Origin of the sequence: Pseudomonas sp. FSL R10-0056 (assembly GCF_009600105.1) — a bacterium.
Lineage (GTDB): Bacteria > Pseudomonadota > Gammaproteobacteria > Pseudomonadales > Pseudomonadaceae > Aquipseudomonas > Aquipseudomonas bubulae.
In genome coordinates this window covers 21,794-39,880 of the sequence record NZ_WIWL01000169.1, presented here as the reverse complement: position 1 = coordinate 39,880, position 18,087 = coordinate 21,794, and the positions used below count along the sequence as shown (strand labels likewise).

Annotated in this window: 18 protein-coding genes; 8 read left to right on the top strand and 10 right to left on the bottom strand. The window is 58.8% G+C overall.

What is annotated here, in order from left to right; translation table 11 throughout:
• The first annotated feature begins 188 nt into the window (after window positions 1-188).
• Entirely contained in the window at window positions 189-1,454 is a 1,266-nt protein-coding gene (locus tag GHO42_RS09580) for an Hsp70 family protein (protein WP_095000994.1), read from the top strand.
• A 48-nt stretch (window positions 1,455-1,502) separates the two neighbouring features.
• Here GHO42_RS09580 and GHO42_RS09575 read toward each other — a convergent pair whose 3' ends face one another.
• The 3 genes from GHO42_RS09575 to GHO42_RS09565 all read right to left on the bottom strand — a co-directional run bounded on the left by GHO42_RS09575 (window position 1,503) and on the right by GHO42_RS09565 (window position 3,832).
• On the bottom strand, window positions 1,503-2,513 hold the full coding sequence (locus tag GHO42_RS09575; RefSeq protein WP_095000993.1) for an AI-2E family transporter: 1,011 nt from the start codon (window positions 2,511-2,513) through the stop codon (window positions 1,503-1,505).
• Between the two features lie 188 nt (window positions 2,514-2,701).
• Window positions 2,702-2,983, bottom strand: a complete 282-nt coding sequence (locus GHO42_RS09570; protein ID WP_095000992.1) for a PsiF family protein — start codon at window positions 2,981-2,983, stop codon at window positions 2,702-2,704.
• Between the two features lie 63 nt (window positions 2,984-3,046).
• Window positions 3,047-3,832, bottom strand: coding sequence for a helix-turn-helix transcriptional regulator (locus tag GHO42_RS09565; protein WP_153327712.1), 786 nt, complete (start codon window positions 3,830-3,832; stop codon window positions 3,047-3,049).
• A gap of 97 nt (window positions 3,833-3,929) precedes the next feature.
• Between GHO42_RS09565 and GHO42_RS09560 the strand changes: the two genes are divergently transcribed.
• On the top strand, window positions 3,930-4,805 hold the full coding sequence (locus GHO42_RS09560) for a DMT family transporter (RefSeq protein WP_095000990.1): 876 nt from the start codon (window positions 3,930-3,932) through the stop codon (window positions 4,803-4,805).
• A 154-nt stretch (window positions 4,806-4,959) separates the two neighbouring features.
• Here the strand turns inward: GHO42_RS09560 and GHO42_RS09555 are convergent, their stop codons facing one another.
• Window positions 4,960-7,026, bottom strand: coding sequence for an AsmA family protein (locus tag GHO42_RS09555; protein ID WP_095000989.1), 2,067 nt, complete (start codon window positions 7,024-7,026; stop codon window positions 4,960-4,962).
• Between the two features lie 253 nt (window positions 7,027-7,279).
• On the opposite strand from GHO42_RS09555, the gene GHO42_RS09550 reads away from it, so the two are divergent.
• The 6 genes from GHO42_RS09550 to GHO42_RS09525 all read left to right on the top strand — a co-directional run bounded on the left by GHO42_RS09550 (window position 7,280) and on the right by GHO42_RS09525 (window position 11,623).
• The gene (locus GHO42_RS09550; RefSeq protein WP_095000988.1) at window positions 7,280-7,552 is read left to right on the top strand and encodes a hypothetical protein; all 273 of its coding nucleotides are present in this window, start codon (window positions 7,280-7,282) and stop codon (window positions 7,550-7,552) included.
• 180 nt (window positions 7,553-7,732) lie between these two features.
• Window positions 7,733-8,365, top strand: coding sequence for a TetR family transcriptional regulator (locus tag GHO42_RS09545; RefSeq protein ID WP_095000987.1), 633 nt, complete (start codon window positions 7,733-7,735; stop codon window positions 8,363-8,365).
• 161 nt (window positions 8,366-8,526) lie between these two features.
• Window positions 8,527-9,027, top strand: a complete 501-nt coding sequence (ureE, locus tag GHO42_RS09540; RefSeq protein WP_095017669.1) for an urease accessory protein UreE — start codon at window positions 8,527-8,529, stop codon at window positions 9,025-9,027.
• On the top strand, window positions 9,024-9,698 hold the full coding sequence (locus GHO42_RS09535) for an urease accessory protein UreF (protein WP_095017670.1): 675 nt from the start codon (window positions 9,024-9,026) through the stop codon (window positions 9,696-9,698). Before ureE ends, GHO42_RS09535 begins: the two co-directional genes overlap by 4 nt.
• A 9-nt stretch (window positions 9,699-9,707) precedes the next feature.
• The gene (gene ureG, locus GHO42_RS09530; protein WP_095000984.1) at window positions 9,708-10,319 is read left to right on the top strand and encodes an urease accessory protein UreG; all 612 of its coding nucleotides are present in this window, start codon (window positions 9,708-9,710) and stop codon (window positions 10,317-10,319) included.
• A 170-nt stretch (window positions 10,320-10,489) separates the two neighbouring features.
• Complete coding sequence (locus tag GHO42_RS09525; RefSeq protein ID WP_153327710.1) at window positions 10,490-11,623, top strand: AGE family epimerase/isomerase; 1,134 nt, start codon at window positions 10,490-10,492, stop codon at window positions 11,621-11,623.
• A gap of 110 nt (window positions 11,624-11,733) precedes the next feature.
• Here GHO42_RS09525 and GHO42_RS09520 read toward each other — a convergent pair whose 3' ends face one another.
• From GHO42_RS09520 to GHO42_RS09495, 6 genes are all read right to left on the bottom strand, one after another.
• Entirely contained in the window at window positions 11,734-12,639 is a 906-nt protein-coding gene (locus tag GHO42_RS09520) for a cation diffusion facilitator family transporter (protein WP_178126975.1), read from the bottom strand.
• Between the two features lie 70 nt (window positions 12,640-12,709).
• Window positions 12,710-13,477 (bottom strand): SDR family oxidoreductase, encoded by a 768-nt coding sequence (locus GHO42_RS09515; protein ID WP_095017672.1) that lies wholly within the window; start codon window positions 13,475-13,477, stop codon window positions 12,710-12,712.
• Between the two features lie 811 nt (window positions 13,478-14,288).
• A complete protein-coding gene (locus GHO42_RS09510) occupies window positions 14,289-15,005 on the bottom strand; it encodes an ABC transporter ATP-binding protein (protein WP_095000980.1) in 717 nt (238 codons plus the stop codon).
• The gene (locus GHO42_RS09505; RefSeq protein ID WP_095017673.1) at window positions 15,002-15,889 is read right to left on the bottom strand and encodes an ABC transporter ATP-binding protein; all 888 of its coding nucleotides are present in this window, start codon (window positions 15,887-15,889) and stop codon (window positions 15,002-15,004) included. The genes GHO42_RS09510 and GHO42_RS09505 overlap by 4 nt, the downstream gene beginning before the upstream one ends.
• Window positions 15,886-17,169 carry a high-affinity branched-chain amino acid ABC transporter permease LivM gene (gene livM, locus GHO42_RS09500; RefSeq protein ID WP_095000978.1) on the bottom strand — a complete coding sequence of 428 codons (1,284 nt, stop codon included), beginning with the start codon at window positions 17,167-17,169 and terminating at the stop codon, window positions 15,886-15,888. The genes GHO42_RS09505 and livM overlap by 4 nt, the downstream gene beginning before the upstream one ends.
• 2 nt (window positions 17,170-17,171) lie before the next feature.
• A complete protein-coding gene (locus tag GHO42_RS09495; protein WP_095000977.1) occupies window positions 17,172-18,086 on the bottom strand; it encodes a branched-chain amino acid ABC transporter permease LivH in 915 nt (304 codons plus the stop codon).
• Between the last annotated feature and the right edge of the window lies 1 nt (window position 18,087).

Here is an 18,087-nt window from a genome sequence, read left to right as displayed (position 1 = left end):
CCTCAAGAACAGCGCTGCCAATGTTTATCGGCAGCCTAAAGACTGCCACGCCAATGACTGGAAGTTTGGGGATCAAGGATAGTCTTTCAAGTGGATTAAAACCTGCGATTTAACGATTAGTCGTGCTTCGATTCTGCGGCGGTCTGACATACACTGCGCGGCCGTTTTTTGACCGGAACACGAAAGACATGAAAAGCGCCTCTCCAGCACGTGCCTGCGGTATCGACTTCGGCACGTCAAACTCCACCGTCGGCTGGCTGCGTCCAGGCGTGGAAACCCTCATTGCGCTGGAGGACGACAAGATCACCCTGCCCTCGGTGGTGTTCTTCAATATGGAAGAACGCCGCCCGGTGTACGGCCGTCTGGCGCTGCATGAGTACCTGGAAGGCTACGAAGGCCGCCTGATGCGCTCGCTCAAAAGCCTGCTGGGTTCCAAGCTGATCAAGCACGACACCAGCGTTCTGGGCACGGCGATGCCGTTCAAGGACTTGCTGGGGCTGTTTATCGCCCAGCTGAAAAAGCGCGCCGAAGCGACCGCCGGTCGTGAATTCGAAGAAGTGGTACTCGGTCGCCCGGTATTTTTCGTCGACGACGACCCCCTGGCCGACCAGGAAGCCGAAAACACCCTGACTGACGTGGCCCGCGCCATCGGCTTCAAGGAAGTGTCCTTCCAGTACGAACCGATCGCCGCGGCATTTGACTATGAGTCCACCATCGAGCGCGAAGAGCTGGTGCTGATTGTCGATATCGGCGGTGGTACGTCCGACTTCTCCCTGGTGCGCCTGTCGCCCGAGCGCCGTGGCCTGGACAACCGCCAGGACGATATTCTGGCCACCGGCGGCGTACACGTGGGCGGTACCGATTTCGACAAACAGCTGAGCCTGCAAGGCGTGATGCCATTGTTCGGCTACGGCAGCCGCATGAAAAGCGGCGCCTACATGCCTACCAGCCATCATATGAACCTGGCGACCTGGCACACCATCAACTCCGTGTACTCGCAAAAATCCCAGCTGTCGCTGGGCAGCATGCGTTACGACATTGAGGATACCGGCGGTATCGACCGTCTGTTCAAACTGATCGAGCAGCGTGCCGGACACTGGCTGGCGATGGAAATCGAGCAGACCAAGATCGAACTGACCCACAACGACAGCCGCCATGTGCCGCTGGACCGGGTTGAAGCGGGGTTGAGCGTAAACCTGAGCCGGGCGATGTTTGAAGAGTCCATCGACAACCAGCTGGAACGCATCCGCAACAGCGTGACGCAATTGCTGGGCAATGCCGGCGTGGGTGTCGAGCAGGTGGATACGGTGTTCTTCACCGGTGGTTCAAGCGGGATTCCGGCCTTGCGCCAGAGCGTCGCGGCCATGTTGCCGAATGCGCAGCATGTTGAAGGCAACATCTTCGGCAGCATCGGCAGCGGTCTGGCGATTGAGGCCAAAAAGCGTTACGGCTAAAACCCTCGCCCCAACCCTCTCCGTCCGGGAGAGGGTTGGGGCAAGCCGTTACACCAACCCCACCTGCTTCAACTCACTCTTCAAATACGCATAGTAGATCGGCCCCGCCACCACGCCCGGCAGGCCGAAGGCTGCTTCAAAGACCAGCATCGCCAGCAGCAATTCCCACGACTTGGCACTGATTTGCCCGCCGACGATCTTGGCGTTGAGGAAGTATTCCAGCTTGTGGATAACAATCAGATAACCCAGCGCCCCGATCGCCACCCAGATCGATAGCGACAAACCGACGATAGTGATCAGGGTGTTGGAAATCAGGTTGCCAATCACCGGCAGCAAACCCAGCAGGAAGGTCAGCACGATCAGGGTTTTGGTCAGCGGCAGATGCACGCCCAGCAGCGGCAGGACTACAGCCAGAAAGATCCCGGTAAATACCGTGTTGAGCAGCGCGATCTTGATTTGCGCAAAAACGATATTGCGAAAGGCTTGTACCAGCAGGTGCAGACGCTCGAACAGCGCAGCCGACAGCGGCTTGCGGCGGCTGATATCAGGAATGGTCTGCAAGGCCATGATGGCCCCCAGCACCATGCCGATCAGCAGGGTCACGAACATATGCGCGGCGTCTTTGCCCACCAGTTGCAGATCGCTGAGGTGCTTGTTCATCCATTGCCCGATGGCAATCCGGAACTCGGCAGCACTGGCTGGCAGGTAGCTGTCCAGGAACGGCGGCAACTGGCCGCGGGCCCGATCGACTACGGCCATGAATTTATTCAGTGAAGCGCCGGGGTTTTCCGCCTCATGCAACAGAAAACTGATGGCACCGGCAAAGATCAGCGCCAGTACGCTGACAATCACCGTACCCAGCAAAGCCACCGCCAGCCAGCGCGCACGGCGCCCGGCAATCAGACGCTGCAATTGCGGGGTGAGCATATTGACCAGTTCGAACACCAACAAGCCCGCCAGCAGGCTGGGCAACAAACGCAACGGGAAAACCAATAGCAGGCCGCCAGCAATAATGATGTAGCTGGCCAAGACGATGTGACGCTGAGAAAACGATGGCATACAGCCTCAAAACTGACAGCGTGAAAGGACAAGCAGTCTGCCAGCCTTCAGCTGCGAGCACTAGAATTTGTGACTGGCGGGAGGGCATACACCCTGTGGGAGCGGGCTTGCTCGCGAATCAGGCGCTGCGGTATGTCAGTTAAACCGCAGTGAGGCCATCGCGAGCAAGCCCGCTCCCACAGTGCCGATCATTTTTTCTTCAGGCAATCACTCATAAAGGCTTTGCGCGCATCGCCCTTGAGGGCCTGGGTGCCGGCGGTGGCATTGCAGGTTTTCATCTTGTCCTGCTGCGTCGCGGGCTTGGCTTTGAGGCAGGTACTCATAAAGGCTTTGCGCTCATCGCCCTTGAGGGCCTTGGCACTGGCGTCAGCGTTACAGGTGGTCATTTTGTTTTGTTGGGCCGTGGCCGCAAAGCCCTGGGAACACAGGAGCAGACCTATCATCAGCAAAGGAACACGCAGCATCTTCATGGAGTTTTCTCCTTGTTGGCGCGCCAACGGGCAGCGCGATTCCTGAAGTGTAGACAAACTCTGTTACAGCACTCGTGCCTGACGTCGATACTGCTCCGGGGTACATCCGGCCTGGCGCTGGAACATTGCGATAAACGCCGACGAGGTGCTGTAACCCAGGTCGAAGCCCACGTCCTGCACGCTGCGCGCCGATTCCAGCGCCTCAATCGCGGCCAGAAACCGCAGACGCTGACGCCACTCGCCAAAGCTCATGCCCAGTTCCCGCACAAACACCCGCGCCAATGTACGTTCGCTGACATGCACCTGCTGCGCCCACTGGCCCAACGGGCGGTTGTCGCCTGGGCTCTGTTGCAGCGCTTCCAACACCAGCAACAGGCCCGGATGGCTGGCATAAGGCAAGAAGCACTGATGCACCGGTGCCTGGCGCAATTGATCGACCAGCACCCGGGCCAGCCTTATATCGGCTTCGCTTTGCGGGATATTGATATCGCGGCGGGCAAAGTCGCTGAGGATGGCCTTGAGAATATCGCTGATAGCCAGGGTGACCGGGGTGGTCGGCAAGTGCTGGCAATGCACGGCATCCAGATACACCGAACGGTAAACAATAGCCTGGGCGTTGTAGGCACTGTGCTCGGTGTTGGGCGGCACCCAGACCGCGTATTGCGGCGGCGACATAAAGCGCCGGCCATCGACTTCAAAGCGCATCACACCGTGGGCCACATAATCCAGTGAGCCCCAGGCATGGGTATGGGGCACGGCATGGCTGTGGGCCTCAATCTCGGCATAGCGAAAGTAAACCGGCGCTGGCAGACCGTCGAACTCGGGGACGTTGATCAGATTCTTGTGCATGCTGTCTGGATACGGGGTGAGGTTGGCTGGATCGCAGTATAGGCTCGCAGACAGACAAGCGGATAATCACAGCTCATTAACCCTGTGGTTGTCACCGATGCAATACGCTTACCCGCTACTGGCCATTTTGATCTGGGCCGGCAATACCGTTATCAACAAGCTTGCGGTGGGAGCGATCTTCCCGTCCGAGATCGGCTTTTATCGCTGGCTGCTGGCTGGCCTGCTGTTTACCCCCTTTATGCTCAAGCCGGTGATGAGCAACTGGCCGATCATCCGCCCCAACCTGGGCAAGATTTTCATCCTCGGCGTGCTCGGCATGGCGGTGTACCAGAGCCTGGCCTACTACGCGGCGGCCCGTACGTCGGCGACCAATATGGGCATTATCCTGTCATTGATGCCGCTGATGGTGCTGAGCATGTCGATTATCAGCCTGGGGCAGCGCCTGACTGCCGGGGCCTTGGTGGGCGCGGTCGTATCGTTTGTCGGGGTACTGGTGGTGGTGTCGAGCGGCAGCCTGGCGGCCTTGCTTGATCATGGCCTGAACCTGGGTGACGCGATGATGCTGGTCGCCACCCTGGCCTATGCGGTTTACAGCACCCTGCTGAAAAAATGGCAACTGCGCCTGCCGCCGCTGCAGATGCTGTATATGCAGGTGCTGGTGGCGATTGTGGTGTTGTTTCCGCTGTACCTGGCCTCACCTAAGGTCGGGCCAACGGTGCATAACATGGGGCTGGTGCTTTATGCCTGTGTGCTGGCGTCGATGATCGCACCGCTGGCCTGGATGAAAGCCGTGGCCAACCTTGGCCCGAGCCGTACCACGCTGTTCTTCAACCTGCTGCCGTTGATTACCGCGCTGATCGCAGCGGTGGTGCTCAAAGAGCAACTACATGCCTATCACCTGATTGGCGGGGCGCTGACTCTGGGAGGGGTAATTCTGTCGGAGCGCTGGACTACGCCGTTGCGGGCGGCGTGATTTAGCCCTCACCCCAGCCCTCTCCCTGCCCGCTTTCGATGTCCGGCTCAAGCCTTCGCAGGGAGAGGGAGTCAACTGGTGGCGTTGCCCGGATCCACTTTTGCCTTTAGTCCCCTCATCCTCTCCCTCCGGGAGAGGGTGAGGGACTTTTGATCTACTTCACCGTCTTCGGCACCTTGCCCTGCTGCATTTGTTGCAGCAGCGGCGCGCACTGGTTGGGTTCGCCACCGCTTGGGGCGACCAACGCCAGTAATCCCGCCGCCGGCCCTGCAATCACACCCAATGCCACCATGCCCGCACCACGCAACAGCAGCGGCACGGCTTGCACACCCGCTGACGGGTTGGCAAAGGTACCGCGTACATACAGCGGTGAACGCAACGAAAACAGACGCAAGCCCTTGGACTCTGGAGTGATCTTCAAGTCCAGCTGCTCGGTAGCAAGGTTGATCGTGCCATCGATATAGATAATCGCGTTCTCGGTATCGAAAACAAACAATCGGGTACTGGCCAGCCCGTTCTTGATCCCCAGGTCCGCTGCCGCGCAGTTGATCTTCACGTCCTCGTCGCCAAAAATCTTGCCCACTACATAGTTGCCTACGTTCAGGCCGGCAATTTCCATAAGGCTGCGACTGATAGCGCCGTCATTGATGATCATCTTCAGATCACCGTTGGCGGTGCCCAACAACTTGGCCACCGAATTGCCGGTACCGGTAATCGTGGCATCACCATTGAGTTCGCCGAAGCTGGTTTTCATCGGCTCAAAGGTGGGAAACAGTTGCTTGAGTTTAAAGTTGCGCGCGGTCAGCCTGGCGCTGCCTTTCAGGGGCGCAGCACGGCCGTTGAGACGAATCTGCGCATCCAGCTTGCCACCTGCCACGCCAAAACGCAGCGGCTCAAGACTCAGTTCGCCATCATTGAGCACCACATGGGTGTAGAGGTCGGTAAACGGCAGCTCGGCGCTTTGCACGATACGTTTGCCGGTGAGTTCTACGTCTGCGTCCATATCGCGCCAGCGCTCGGTGCGAAACTCTTCCACCGGCAGCACCTTGCCCGCAGGCTGCTTGCTCTCGCTGCCCCGGGCTTTTTGCTGGGTGTTGGAGTCGGCACCGATCAACGGCCCCAGGTCAGCCATCAGCAACTGGTTGGACACCAGCTTGCCGGACAGCTTGGGCCGCGGCTGGCTGGCCACGTATTTCAGATCGCCATGGATATCACTGCTGCCGATTTTGCCGTTGAAATTTTCATAGCTGAAGGTCGCGCCACTGGCTTCACGCAGTTTGGCGGTCAAATGGCCGTCGGTGGAGTACGGCGGCGAATCCGGCAAGGTCACGCCGGTCAACGGATAGAGGTTACTCAGGCTGGTACCGGCCAATTTCAGGCGCAGGTCCAAGGCACCCAGATTGAGCGGGTCGGTCAAGGTCCCGGCCAGCTCGACATGGCTGTCGGCAATGCTGACCCGGGCTTGCAACGGGAAAGGCTGTGTCGCGTCCTGCAATGCCAGCAGACCGCCAATTTTACCGCTGCCGTTGAGCTGCTGACCGTGGTACTGGCCTTTGACCTTGAGGGCGAACGCATAGTCCTGCGGTTTGCCGCCCTTCTCCAGGGCCTTTTTCGCGTCTTTTTCGCCGACGATCTCGCTAAACGGGATGGGTTTGCCCAGCGAGTCGATCAACACGTCCAGTCGGGTTTTCAGGGTCTGGTCATTGAGGGTCACATGCCCCTTGTCGAAGCCGATAGCACCGATGTCCAGCGTCCAGGCTGAAGGCTCGGCATCCGGGTCCTTGGGGTCGAAGGTAAAGGTCCAGTTCGCCCGGCCATCAGCCAGGCGCTCAAGACTGGCGCTGGGCTCTGTCAGATTGATGCGCGGGATATCCACGGTTTGGGTCAACAGCGCCAGCGGCGACAGGCGCAGCTCGACTCTTTTCAGGCTGGCCATTTGCGCAGTTTTCGCCCACTCGGGGTTGCCCAGGGTCAGGTCCTGAGCAATCACATGGGGCCACGGCACCCAGGCCCGCCAGCCGCCCTGATCCTCTTCGCGCTGCCAGCGCACAGCCAGGTCACCGTTAATAGCAAACGGGCGGTGGAGGATTTCAGACACTTTGCTGTTGATGGTCGGCTTGATGCGGTTCCAGTCGAAGGTAGCGAGGATCACCACCAGCACGGCCACCAGCAGAACGAAAATACCGCCTGCCCAGGCAAGGGTCTTACGGGTGCGCGTCATGTCACGGCTCCTTGAATTCCACAGAACGTCCCAGTTACGACGCCATAAATGTACGACTGGCAAAGACGCCGGAAGGTTTAACCCCGGTACGGCTTTCGTATAAAAAATTTCAAAAGCCCCGGGCTAGAGCCTCCCAGCCTGAACAATCAATTTTGTCGATTATCACCATTGGCCGTATGAACTTTGATATCCGGCAGCCAAGCGTAGCATTGCCATCACACCTACTTAGTTGCATTGCTACGGAGCACACACCATGAAACGCCCAGTCCTGTTTGGTCTTTCCCTTTCACTGATGGCCTTCAACGCCTTCGCCATGCCTGCCGATGAAGAGCCGACCCCAATGGCCCAACCAGCATCGAGCTCCTTGAGCCAGCCGCTCAACCCGGTTGCCGAAGACGGCGCACAACGTACCCTGGACCAACAAAACAGCTATGCCGAAGATGGCTACGATCGCACTCCGGGCAGCCAGTTTGTCGCCGAAGGTGGCGCTGATCGTCTGGCAGAACGCAACAAGCATGCGAGCTAAGCCTTTCGCAGGTGTGGGAGCGGGCTTGCTCGCCAATGCATCCCTGCCGCTGATCCGCTAGCCCGCGTAACCTGCATCGCGAGCAAGCCCGCCCCCACACTTTGTGCAGTACACCGTTCGACGTCATCAAAGCCGATTTGCTAGAGTGCGCCGCTGTACTTGTCTGGAATACCAGCCCCGATGCTGCCTCGTGCCGAACAGAAGCAACAAACCCGCCTTGCGCTGATGGATGCTGCCCGCCACTTGATGGAGTCGGGTCGCGGCTTTGGCAGCCTGAGCCTGCGCGAAGTCGCAAAGACCGCTGGCATCGTGCCGACCGGTTTTTATCGCCATTTCAGCGACATGGACCAACTGGGCCTGGCCCTGGTCAGTGAAGTCGGCCAGACCTTTCGTGAAACCATTCGCCTGGTGCGTCACAACGAACTGTTTATGGGCGGTGTGATCAACGCCTCGGTGCGAATTTTTCTCGACGTGGTAGAAGCCAACCGCTCGCAGTTTCTGTTTCTGGCCCGCGAGCAATACGGCGGTTCGCAACCGGTTCGCCAGGCCATTGGCGCCCTGCGCGAAGACATCACTTCGGATCTGGCGGCCGACCTTGGCTCCAAGCCCAAGTTAGCGCACCTGAATCATGCCGGCCTTACCGTGATCGCCGATCTGGTGGTCAAAAGCGTATTTGCCGCCTTGCCCGACGTGATCGACCCGCCTGCAGATTCACTGCCCGATCACCTGCAGCCCCAGGCCAAGATCAGTCAGCAACTGCGCTTTATTTTTATCGGGCTCAAGCACTGGAAAGGCCTGGGCAGTACCGAGTAATCGCAAGCGCACCCCATTGGTGCGCCGATGCGCAGATTGCGCACTTATATAGAACATCTTCATCTTTCTGCACCCTTTTTGGGCCTGCATTTGCAGCCTCCGACCGGGTTGGCAAGCCCCTTGCTGTGGTTGGAGTAATGTCCATTGCAGGAAGCCTTCCGATGCTGGTGATTCATCGCAGAGTCCAGTCCCACCCCGTGTGGAGCGCCGAGTTACACCTGAACTTCGAAGCCCGCAGCAAAAGTCGCCTGCGTTGTTTCAGCAGCAGCGGCGAAGATGTCGGCCTGTTCCTTGACCGTGGCCAGTCACCGCTGGTCGATGGCGAATTTCTGCAGGCTCAGGACGGGCGCATCGTGCGCGTCTGTGCCAGCCCCGAAAAGCTCCTGCATGTCACCTGCTGCAATGCTTTTGAACTGACCCGCGCCGCTTATCACCTGGGCAACCGCCACGTCGCCCTGCAAGTGGGTGATGGCTGGTTACGCCTGCTTGACGACTACGTGCTCAAGGCCATGCTGGAGCAACTGGGTGCCCATATCGAGGCCATCGAAGCACCGTTTCAGCCCGAACACGGCGCCTATGGCGGTGGCCATCACCACTCCCGTGCGGGCGAAGAGGATTTCAACTACGCCCCGCGGTTGCATCAGTTTGGTGTGCGCTTGTGAACCCGGCCTGGGCGCTCTTGCGCCTGGCCAGCCCGCAGCTGCCCATTGGCGGCTACAGCTATTCCCAGGGGCTGGAAATGGCCGTTGAAAACGGCCGCGTGGCTGACCCGGCCACGGCAGCGCGCTGGATCCGCGATCAATTGCTGCTCAACCTCGCCCGCTTCGAGGCGCCCTTGTTGCTCGCCCACTGTCAGGCCGCAGCGGATCAAGACTGGAACGCTTTGCAGCGTTTGTGTGACGAGCATCGCGCCAGCCGTGAAACCCGCGAACTGCATCAGGAAAGCCGGCAAATGGGGTATTCCCTGCAACAGTTACTCACCGGCTTACCGGAGCTGGACGAGCCCGCACGCGAGTTTCTCGCACAACAGGCCGAGCCCCATCTGGCGCTGGGCTGGGCATTGGCCGCCCGCGCCTGGGGCATCGACCCACAGGACGCATTGGCCGCCTGGCTCTGGAGCTGGCTGGAAAACCAGTTGGCCGTGCTGATGAAAACCCTGCCCCTGGGCCAGCAAGCGGCCCAGCGCATGACCAGCGAACTGTCGGCTGCGTTGCAGCAGGCCCAGCAACACGCTAGTAGCCTCCACTTATCCCACATTGGCAGTGCCGCTTTCGGCCTGTCTTTGGCGAGCATGGCCCACGAGCGCCAGTACAGCCGCCTGTTTCGTTCCTAGGAGAAAGCAATGAACACACAGCCTTTGCGTGTTGGCATCGGTGGCCCGGTAGGCTCCGGCAAAACTGCGCTCACCCTGGCCCTGTGCCTGGCCCTGCGGGAAAAGTACAACCTGGCCGTCGTCACCAACGATATCTACACCCGTGAAGATGCTGACTTTCTGGTGCGCAATGAGGCGCTGGCGCCAGAGCGGATCATTGGTGTAGAAACCGGCGGCTGCCCGCACACAGCGATTCGTGAAGATGCGTCGATCAACCTGGAAGCTGTGGATCAGTTGAACCGACGCTTTCCCGGCCTTGATCTGATTCTGGTGGAATCGGGTGGGGATAACTTGTCGGCCACCTTCAGCCCGGAGCTGTCCGACCTGACCATTTACGTGATCGACGTGTCCGCCGGGGACAAGTTGCCGCGCAAGGGCGGGCCGGGGATCTGCAAATCGGACCTGCTGGTGATCAACAAAATCGACCTTGCGCCGCTGGTGGGCGCATCGCTGGAACTGATGGACAGCGACACCAAGCGCATGCGCGGTGCAAAACCCTTTGTGTTCAGCAACCAGAAGACCGGACATGGCCTGGACACCATCGTGGCGTTTATTGAGCGTCAAGGATTGTTGATCCAATAGCGGTGAAATCATCTGTGGGAGCGAGCCTGCTCGCGATGGCCGCGACGGGGTACATCAGAAAAACGCAGCGATGCCATCGCGAGCAGGCTCGCTCCCACAGAGTTGAGATCATCCGGGGAATCACGGTGTATCATGTCGCGCAATCGCCCCAGCCGTGACGACACCCACCGATGCCTGATGTAGCCAGCTCCGACTTCCCGCTTGAACTGACCGCCCAATTTGCGGCAGTACAGCAGCATTTTCGCCAGGTCATCGTGCCGCTCTGGCAAGGCCCCGGCTGGAATGCCGAACTCGCACTGCCCTTCGAGGCCTTGAGCCCCACGCACCAGCCGCTGCCACCCCATCGCTACCGGGCAATGGCTTGCGCACGGCAGCTGTACCTGTTCGCCAGCCTGATCGACGACCCGGCGTTCCCCGGTGCCGCCGAACGCGCTGCTGAACTGTTCCGCTCGCTGCACCTGCATTTTCATGACGCCGAGCACGGTGGCTGGTTCTACAGCATCGGCCCCGATGGCGCGCCGCTGGATCAACGCAAAGACCTTTACACCCACGCCTTTATCATCTTTGCCTGTGCCCATTACTGGGCGAAAGTGCGCGAACCACAGGTGGCGTCGGCGCTCAATGGCGCACTGGCAGTGGTGGCTGAACGTTTCAGTGACGGCAACGGCCTGTATGAAGCCAGCCTGGAGCGGGATTGGTCGCCACTGGGCAGCGGCCCGCTGCAAAACCCGTTGATGCACTTGGCCGAAGCGTTCCTGGCCACTTTGTCGGTACGTGACGATAAGCCAGTGCAGACGGCCTTGCTGGCCCTGGCCGAGGGTATGCAACAGCGCTTTATCGAGCCTGTGCATAACGTCATGCTGGAAAAACCGCTCGGAGCTGTGGATAACTGGTTTGAACCGGGGCATCAATTCGAGTGGTTCTTTTTGCTGGAGTCTTCGCCACTGCTGCGCCAGACGCCGTTGCACGGTTCGCTGGAGCGGGCGTTCGGGTTTGCCGAGCAGGTGGGGGTCGACCCGCAGAGCGGCGCGGTGTGCGGCATGCTGGCCCCTGATGGCAGCCTGCGCGATGGTACCCAGCGTATCTGGGCACAGGCCGAGTACCTGCGCGCCCTGACCTTACGCCCGAACAACCAGGCACAGGTGCAGCGTCAATTGCTGGCGCTGCAGCAGAAGTTTCTACATGCCGGTGGCTGGTACGAATGCCGCGATGGCGCGGGCAAGGTCAGCCGCGAGGATATGCCGTCGACCACGCCTTATCATCTGGCCACCTGTTACAGCGGTTTGGCGCAATACCTCGGCTAACACCAACAGCTGTGGGAGCGGGCTTGCTCGCGATGGCATCACCGAAATAGTCCTGACAAACCGCGCCGCCTGAATCGCGAGCAAGCCCGCTCCCACCACTCAAGGCTGGCTCAGGCAATCCACTTACGATCACCGGTAAAGCTGATGGTCAGCCAGCGCGCACTGTCCGCGGCACCCAGCAGCCCGGAGATCTCTTCGCGCAGTGCATCAAGGGTCTTCACGCTGGTCAGTGGATAACCTGCCGGCAACACGATATGAATCTCTATAAACCGTGCCCGCCCGTGCTTCTGCACATAGGTTTTGTAGCCTTCAAAACCATGCCGCGCCGACATTTCCTCGAGCACATCCCGCACCTTGTCATCCAGCGCATCCGGGACAATCCCGAGCACATCACGCAAGGCCGGCTTGAGGATCTTGAACGCCGGCGCAAGCATGCTCAGCGCCAGCAAAATCAGGATCCCCGGGTCAACATAAGCGGCCCACTGTGCATAACCCTGCTGCTTCAACAGCAACGCCGTGACAAAACTTATCAACAGCCCCACCGACAACATGGCATCCACCAGCCAGCTGACATTATCGAACTGGATCAGGGTTGACTTGAGCTTGCGATTTTTGCGCTTTACCCAGAAGTAGTAGGCAAATTCAACAACGGTGAACACCGCCGCATAGACGATCACCAGCCCCAGTTCGATATCACGCCCGCCATTGATAATGCCGAACACGCCATTGAGAAAGGCGTAGATCGCAATCAACAACAGGAAGCTGCCTTCAATCAGCAGCACCATGGGCTCAAGGTGCCAAAAACCGAACTGGAAACGCTGGTTGCTTTCCTTGGCGATCAGTTGCGCCGTAATCAGCATCAGCACTTTGATAAAAGTCGCGATCAGAGAGAAAAACCCATCGAACATGATGGATTCGGAACCCGAAATAAAACCCGTCACGATGCCGGCAATGGCCACCGCGAACATTAGAACGGTCGATTGCTTGAGCAGTTTCTGCTCACCACGGTTACTCACACAAACTCCTTTTCAGCCCGATTGAATGCGACCCCCTCAGGAGGTCGCAGGTGGGCTGCCAGGGGTGAGTTTACTCCTTGGCGTGGCGCTCGATGGCAAAACCGCTCCAGGACTGCGTGACGGGCATCAGCTCAAGGCGGTTGATGTTGACGTGGGCCGGAGTATTGAGCACCCAGAAAATGGTCTCGGCGATGTCTTCTGGCTGAATCGGTTCGGCGCCCTGATAGGTCGCGTCGTAGCGAGCCTTGTCGCCGCCAAAGCGCACCATCGAGAACTCGCTCTCGCACAGGCCCGGCTCAACGTTGCTGACCCGCACGCCCGTGCCCTGCAAATCGCAGCGCAGGTTCAGGGAGAACTGTTTTACAAACGCCTTGGTACCGCCATACACATGGCTGCCGGGGTAAGGATAACTACCCGCGATGGAACCCAGGTTAACGATCCCGGCACCACGGCCGTAGGCAATCAGTCGTGGCAACAGCAGGCGGGTGGTATAGAGCAGGCCCTTGATATTGGTGTCGACCATGGTCTCCCAATCGTCGAGGTCGCATTTGGGCGCAGGGTCGGTGCCCAGGGCCAGGCCCGCGTTGTTGATAAGCCCACGCAATGTGCTGAACGAAGGTGGCAAACCGGCAATCGCCGCTTCCATCGCGGCACGGTCGCGCACATCCACCACCAGGCCGTGTACTTCGGTTTGCTTGGATAACTCTTCGCACAATGCTTTCAAACGGTCTTCGCGTCGCCCCGTCAACACCAGTTTCCAGCCTGCCTGTGCAAACTTGCGTGCACATGCTTCACCAAATCCGGAAGTCGCGCCCGTAATAAACAGGGTGGAAGTCATCATGTTCTCCTTGGCTGGCGGGCATCGGCCGCCGTTGAATTGGACGTTGAGCAGAATGCCCCGGCTAGCGTTCAGCGGCAACCTGCGGTGTTTTCAAAACAAGTCTGTACAAAAAACAACCAGCACGCGACAAGCCACGACGAACAAGGGCTGGAGCCATATGCGCTCACCTTATCCACAGGCCCGTCCACAGTCTTTGGGGGCAACTCCAAAAAGCGCAAAGCCCCGATCCACAAGGGATAGAGAGCATCGGTAAGACTTTTTTACTTGACCCGGGCACACCCCGCATGCAGACGCCCCAAAAAGGTGCAACCGTGGAAAATCCGCCAGATAGCCAGAGGCCAGTAATTACGCTGCCTGGAGCATTCTTTCCAGAGTTTAACCACAGACTTATCCACAGGTTAGTCATTATTTCCAGAAGCTCTTTACACCCGTACAAACCTGTTGACAAATCGGCGCAACGGCTGCGCAAAAGCCGCTGGTCGAAAAATAACCACCCAGCTGGACACCTTGTAAATAAAGGGCTACAGCCAACTACTCCCACGTTACCCACAGCCACCTCCACAGCAAACGGGGACAAGTCAAAATGATGACAAAACAGGTAATTGCAGCGGCTTTATGTCGCGCTTTCACAGCGTTGTAATATTGTTTTCCACAATTTGCGGCGAGGGCGGGCGGGGTGGAATTGTCTGACAAAAAGACATGTGGGAGCGAGCCTGCTCGCGATGGGATCGACGCGGTGATTCAAACAAACCGCAGTGATGCCATCGCGAGCAGGCTCGCTCCCACACAGAGAGATGTGAAATGCCTGTTAATGCCCGCCCAAATAAGCGTTACGCACCTCCTCGTTACTCAGCAGTTCCTTGCCGGTGCCGGTCAGACGGATTTCACCGTTGACCATCACATAGGCCCGGTCCGACAACCGCAGGGCATGGTTGGCGTTCTGCTCCACCAGAAAGATGGTCATGCCAGTGCCTGCCAGCTCCCGCAGCGTGGCAAAAATCTGCTTCACCACAATCGGTGCCAACCCCAGGCTGGGCTCATCCAGCAACAGCAGCTTGGGCCGGCTCATCAGCGCTCGGGCAATGGCGAGCATTTGCTGTTCGCCACCCGACATGGTCATGGCCCGCTGATTGCGCCGCTCCAGGAGCCGGGGGAACAACTCGAACATGCGCTGCATGTCTTCGTCGGCATATTTGTCGCCAATGGGGATGGTGCCCATCAGCAGGTTTTCTTCCACCGACATGTCCGGAAACACGCGACGGCCTTCCGGCGACTGGGCGATACCGTTGGAGGCGATGTAGTGCGAGGACTTGTGGGTAATGTCCACCCCCTGGTAGATAATTTGCCCGCCGCTGGCCCGGGGCTGGCCAAAAATCGACATCAGCAACGTGGATTTACCCGCGCCGTTGGAGCCGATCAGGCTTACCGTTTCGCCCTCCTCAATATGCATCGAGACTTTTTTCAGGGCCTGGATCGGCCCGTAGTGAACGTCCAGTTCCTTGAGCTCGAGGATCGTGCCCGTCATATCAGCTCCTCTTCGTCTGCGCCAAGGTAGGCCGCAATCACTTTGGGGTCGTTGCGGATGGCCTCAGGCCCGCCTTCGGCAATCACGTTGCCGTGGTCGAGCACCACGATGTGATCGGAAATGCTCATGACCATGCCCATGTCGTGCTCGATCAACACCACCGTCAGGTCGTGTTCGTCGCGCAGCAGGCGGATCATCCCGCTCAACGCTTCGGTTTCCTGCGGGTTGAGGCCTGCCGCCGGTTCGTCCAGGCAGATGATTTGCGGCCGCGTACACATGGCCCGGGCAATCTCCAGGCGTCGCTGCTGGCCATAGGACAATTCACCGGCCAGGCGATTGGCACAGTCCACCAGGTCAACCACCTCCAGCCAGTAGAAGGCATGATCCAGCGCATCGCTTTCAGCCTTGCGATAGCCCTTGGTATTGAGGATGCCGGCGAGCATGTTGCGGTTGACCCACATATGCTGGGCCACCAGCAGGTTTTCCAGTACCGACATTTCCTTGAACAGGCGGATATTCTGGAACGTGCGCGCCAGACCCGAGCGGTTGACCAGATGTGTTCCGCCGAACATTTTGTAATACAGCCGGCTGGCAAACGCCTTGGGCGATACAAAGTCGCTCAGCCTGAACGGCTCCCCCAGTAGCTTGATCACGTTGGTACGAGTACCGCGGGCATTGAGTTCGATCCTGCCGCCGCTGGCTTTGTAAAAGCCGGTCAAACAGTTGAACACTGTAGTTTTACCGGCACCGTTGGGGCCGATCAGGGCAAAGATCGAGTTGCGTTTGACCTTGAGGCTGACATCGCTCAGGGCCTTGATCCCGCCAAAGTGCATCATCAGTTTGTCGACCGAGAGCACAACATCGTCTTTTGACAATTCGCTCATGGCGCAACCCCCTTGCGTGGCGCAACTCCGACACGGCTGATGCGGATCAGGCCTCGTGGTCGCCAGATCATCATCAACACCATCAACACACCAAACAGCAGCACCCGGTACTCGGCAAAGCTGCGCAACAGTTCAGGAGCCACCGTCAGCACGAATGCGGCGATCACCACGCCCACTGTCGAGCCCATGCCGCCGAGCACCACAATGGCGAGGATCAGCGCCGACTCGAAGAAGGTGAACGAGGAAGGGTTAACAAAACCCTGGTAGCTGGCAAAGAACACCCCGGCCAGGCCAGCCGTGGAGGCACCAATGGTGAACGCCGACAGCTTGACCAGCACATGGTTGAGGCCCATGGAACGGCAGGCAATTTCGTCTTCGCGCAGCGCTTCCCAGGCGCGGCCGATCGGCATGCGGGTCAGGCGGTGCTTGATGTACAACACCAGCAGCACCACCAGAAACAGCACGATATAGATAAACAGGAACTTGATATTGGGGTTGTATTCCAGGCCGAAGAACTCATGAAATGGCACCCCGCCATCTTTCGCGCGCCGGCCGAACTCCAGGCCGAAAAAGGTCGGCGATGGCACCGGCATGCCATTTGGCCCGCCGGTAAACGACAGCCAGTTGTTGAGGATCAGACGGATGATTTCACCAAAGCCCAGGGTCACGATGGCCAGGTAGTCACCGTGCATGCGCAACACCGGAAACCCCAGAATGCATCCCGCCATCGCCGCCGCAATGGCCGCCAGCGGCAGCACCGTCCAGAAACCCAGCCCCAGGTATTGATAGCCCAGCGCCAGACCATAAGCGCCGATGGCATAGAACGCCACATACCCCAGGTCGAGCAACCCCGCCAGGCCAACCACGATATTCAGCCCCAGGCCCAGCAGCACGTAAATCAGCCCAAGGATGACCACGGTCAGAATGTATTTATTGGCGAAAAACGGAAACACGATGGCAATCACGATCAGCAACGGCACGATCCAGCGCAGCCGCGACTTGTAGTCCGGTGCCAGCACATGCACGCCCGAGCCTGTGGACTCAAAGCCCTGCAGGATTTTCAGCCCTTTGGCAGTCTGTAAAAACAGGCTCAGGGCAAAGCGCCCGACCATCACGATAGCCACCAGCCAGCCTACCCGGGCCGGTTGCAGGTTGAAGCTGTAACCGTCGAGCACCACCCCTACGATGGGCCCGAACACAATCAATGAAATCAACCCGGCCAGGATCGAGTCGACTACGCTTTTTTTGATATCAATCGGTTTATTAATGGCTACAGACATACTTACACCTTCGCCACGAGAGGACGACCCAGCAGGCCTTGAGGACGGAAAATCAGAATCAGCACCAGCAGTGAGAAACTGAATACATCCTTGTAATCCGAGTTAATCAACCCGGCAAAAAGCGACTCGGAAATACCCAGGATGATCCCGCCGAGCATGGCCCCCGGCAGTGAACCGATGCCGCCGAGCACCGCTGCGGTGAAGGCCTTGATCCCGATGATGAAACCGGCATAGAAGTCGAACGTGCCGTAGTTCATGGTAATCAGCACACCGGCCAGCGCGGCCATGGCGGCACCGATCACGAACACGTAGGAAATCACCCGGTCGGTATTGATCCCCAGGATCGACGCCATCTTGCGATCCTGCTGGGTGGCGCGGCACATGCGGCCCAGCTTGGTGTACTTGATGATGTAAGTAAGCAGGCCCATGCCCACAAAGGCGGCGAGCAGAATAAAGACTTTGGTGTAGGTCAGCTGTACGAAGCCTGAGCCGATATCGACCCGCCACGCCCCGCTAAGTAACGTCGGCACGCCCTGCTGACGTGAGCCTTGGGCGATTTGCACATAGTTCTGCAGGATAAGGGAGATACCAATGGCGCTAATCAGCGGCGCCAACCGTGTGGAATTGCGCAGCGGCTTGTAGGCCACGCGCTCGATCACCCAGCCATACACGCCCGTGACCACCACCGTGAAAATAAGGGTGCCCAACATCAACAACGGGAAGGATTCGATACCGAAGTATGCCAACAGAGCCAGACTGATCGCCGCGAGGTAAGCAGAGATCATGTACACCTCGCCGTGGGCGAAGTTGATCATGCCGATGATGCCGTAGACCATTGTGTAGCCGATGGCGATCAGGCCGTAGACAGACCCGAGGGTCAGGCCGTTCAGCAGTTGCTGTAGGAAAATACCATCCATA